This window comes from Candidatus Desulfolinea nitratireducens, from assembly GCF_982879505.1.
The window spans coordinates 1-3,125 of the sequence record NZ_CEYOSI010000310.1; the positions used below are offsets into that span (position 1 = coordinate 1).

Consider the following 3,125-nt stretch of genomic DNA (forward strand, 5'->3'; position numbering starts at 1 on the left):
GGGGGGGTGCCCCCTCTTGCTCCCCCCGTAGACAGGGGGAGAACCATGCGAAACATCAGTTTCTATAGAAAGTCACTTTAGTTAGTTATTTTTATAAGAGTAAAACGTCCCGCAGGTTCCCATAATTAGATCCATGAGCAACAAAAACCTGTGGGGCGATCATAAGCAAATCATCTGGATATCAATAATAGACCTCTTGCATATCTGCTCCCGGCGGCGTCCCCACCGCGAAGGATGGCGGTTAGAGCAGTGTCAAAAAGGGGCTTTTGCAAGAGGTCTATTGTATTTCTGGTCAAATAATGGATGAATTAGAAAGAGTTGATTTTCCCCAAAAGCGGTGGGCCAAGAATGAGCAAGCCGATTAATATGGAAATAAGCGCGGTAATCAGCACTGCCGCTGCGCCCGCATCCTTGCTGATTTTGGCAAGCGGATGCTCCCCGGGGCTGGCAAGATCAACCATACTTTCGATGGCGGTATTGAAAAACTCTGCGGCCCAAACCACCATGATCGTGAGTAGTAAGACCGCCCAATCTTGCAGGGAGAGCTGAAGCCAAAAAGCGAGTATGAGAACCAGTGCAGTGATGGTTGCATGGATCCAGGTATTTGGCTGGGTGCGGAGGACATAGCTCCAGCCGTTGAAGGCGTAGCCAAAAGAGTGCAGGCGTGATTTGATAAAGTCTTTCATGTTTCCTGGATTTTAATTCCGGAGAGACCGAGGCTTGTCAGGATTTTGGCCTGGGCGTCCCACATGCGGGATTTTTCCTCAGGTTCGGCGTGGTCATGTCCCAAAAGATGCAATACTCCGTGGACAACGAGAAGTTGTGTCTCGGCCTCGAGAGAATGACCGTTTTTGAGGGCTTGCCTGGTGGCGTACGGTGTTGAAATAATGATCTCGCCGAGATAAAGGAATCCAGTTTCGGGATCACGTTCGTTCACCTCAAAAGAGAGCACATCGGTCGGAGCATCAATCCCCCGGTACTCGCTGTTGAGTTCCTGGATCTGGGTATCATCTGTTAATAAAATACTCAGGGAGACATCCTGCCGTGCTGCCTGAGCCTTCAGTGCAGTATGGGCGGCTCGTTCCAGCAGGGTTGAATTAAGTAGATTTTTTTTTAGAGCAGGATTATATTGAATCTCTATCATCTTTTCTTCTTCTGGGAATTGTCTCTACTCCCCCTGAGGCCGGTGCGCCAGGATACTTTATACGGGGATGTAGCGTACCCTGCAGCGTGGTAACAAAGGATTCGTTGATCAGGGTCAGGTCGCGCAGGGTTAGACGGGTGTTACTCAGTTGTCCGTTTTTCTGGATCGTTTCCATTGTTTTATGGACAAGTGTTCGTATTTCCTCTTCCGTTTGGGGTTGTTCTGCCCTTGAGCGGGCCTCAGTTCCATCAGCAAGCATCAATAGGGCAGTTTCGCGTGAGCGTGGCGCAGGGCCTGGGTAGCGAAATTTTCCTATATCAACCTTATCCTCGTCCCCATTTGCATTTTTGAGAGCTTGTGAATATTGGTATTGGGTAATATTTGTGCCGTGATGTTCCAACATAAAATCTATCAGACGATCCGGCAGGCGGTGTTTGCGCCCCAATGAGACCCCGTCGGTGACATGCCGGATGATATTTTCTGCGCTATCTTCAGGAGCGAGATCCTCATGTGTATTTATACTGCCCGGTGCCTGGTTTTCAATAAAAAAGAGGGGGTTTTCTGCTTTTCCCACATCATGGAAGAGGGCCCCAACACGCACTAATAATGCATCCGCACCAATCCTTTCAGCTGCCTGCTCGGCGAGATTGGCAACCTGCAAACTATGCTGGTATGTCCCCGGGGCAGTGCGTAGAAAGAATTGCAATAAAGGCACATCAGGGCGCGAGATTTCAAGCAATTGCAGGGTTGTTGTCAGCCCCAAACTTTGGGCGAGGAAAAACTGTAAAAGCAAGGTCAGGCTGGAAGAAGCAACCCCGTTGAATGTTGCTGCGCCAGCCAGCGATGCTACACCGATCCAATCTGTAGGTGTATAGGGCAACCAATAAGCCAACAACATTGCGATCCCAACCAGTGTGATGGCGATACCTGCCCTTAAAAAAGACCGTACTCGCTTGGCCTTACTCAGAACCAGAATACTGATAAACGAGGAGACAAGGTAATAAGCCGTCAGATCAAGGGCGTTGGGTAATCCATAGGTCGTCAGCAGGCTTAGCGCGAAAACGAGCACAAAAGCTGCATCAGCGCCAAAAAGAGTTGCGATCAGCAGCCCGAATGCGGGCAATGGATATAGATAAGGGATAATTGCATGGTTTGGAATTGTCAGCCGGGCTCCGACCAAAAAGATCAGAAAAATAATTTCTACCATCACCAGGCTGCGCATCGCATTGATAAAAGACGAACGCCTGAAGCTAAAATAAAGCCACAGGAAGATTGATAGCACCAATGTCAAGGCTCCTGCGCCCAGATAATTTTGCCATTCTTGCGGAGGTTGGATCAGCCCCAGTGTTTGTAAGGCTTCCAGATCAGCGGATGTGATCAGCTGCCCCCCAGAGACGATCGTTTCACCGGATTTAAAACTTTGGATGACGGGCTCCACCGTTTCGCGCGCCGACGTTCGGTCTGCCTCCGTTAAATCATCGCTGTATAGGCTGTTGGGGACAATAAAGGCCCTCACCAACTCAGCGACCACCTGGGCCTGGATCTCTGTCAACGCCAGGCTGACGCGTGAAGGCACACTCCGTTGGATACTTGCCACGTCGCTCTGCCGAATGCTGTTCCGCATCACTTGCTCAAGGACGCTCAAAGATTCCTGCTGGATTGTCTCCCATTGGGCATCGCTCAAATTCAGAATTGTCGCGACGGTCTCATCTTTTAGCATTATATCTTCCAGCGCAAGCAGATCAGAGATTTGCTCTTCGGGGGAGGCGTATTCATCGGCACGAAGGGTGGCGATATAAAGCAGGGTCCCCCGAAGATCTTCAATCTGTGCCCGTGCGATGGATGGGTCGGCCAGGGTAAAGACAGGCGCCACTGTCAACGCTGCCGTTTGGCGGGCACTTTCGGTACGGACCTCACTCAGATAATCGACTGCGTATGGGGCCTGCAGATCACGGGGAGCCACATCTCCCACCGTGAGGGG

3 protein-coding genes are annotated in these 3,125 nt (G+C 50.6%); all 3 read right to left on the bottom strand.

Features of this window, described 5'->3' with window-relative positions; genetic code table 11:
• Window positions 1–308: 308 nt before the first annotated feature.
• Entirely contained in the window at window positions 309–686 is a 378-nt protein-coding gene (locus AC3DOM_RS17040) for a diacylglycerol kinase family protein (protein WP_487920233.1), read from the bottom strand.
• Window positions 683–1,144, bottom strand: coding sequence for an rRNA maturation RNase YbeY (ybeY, locus tag AC3DOM_RS17045; RefSeq protein WP_487920234.1), 462 nt, complete (start codon window positions 1,142–1,144; stop codon window positions 683–685). Before ybeY ends, AC3DOM_RS17040 begins: the two co-directional genes overlap by 4 nt.
• On the bottom strand, window positions 1,125–3,125 hold a 2,001-nt coding region (locus AC3DOM_RS17050), incomplete at its 5' end, for an HD family phosphohydrolase (RefSeq protein WP_487920235.1). The genes AC3DOM_RS17050 and ybeY, both read right to left, overlap by 20 nt.

Coding starts and splice junctions, on each gene's coding strand:
- AC3DOM_RS17040 (WP_487920233.1), bottom strand. CDS start 686: ATGAAAGACTTTATCAAATCACGCCTGCACTCTTTTGGCTACGCCTTC.
- ybeY (WP_487920234.1), bottom strand. CDS start 1,144: ATGATAGAGATTCAATATAATCCTGCTCTAAAAAAAAATCTACTTAAT.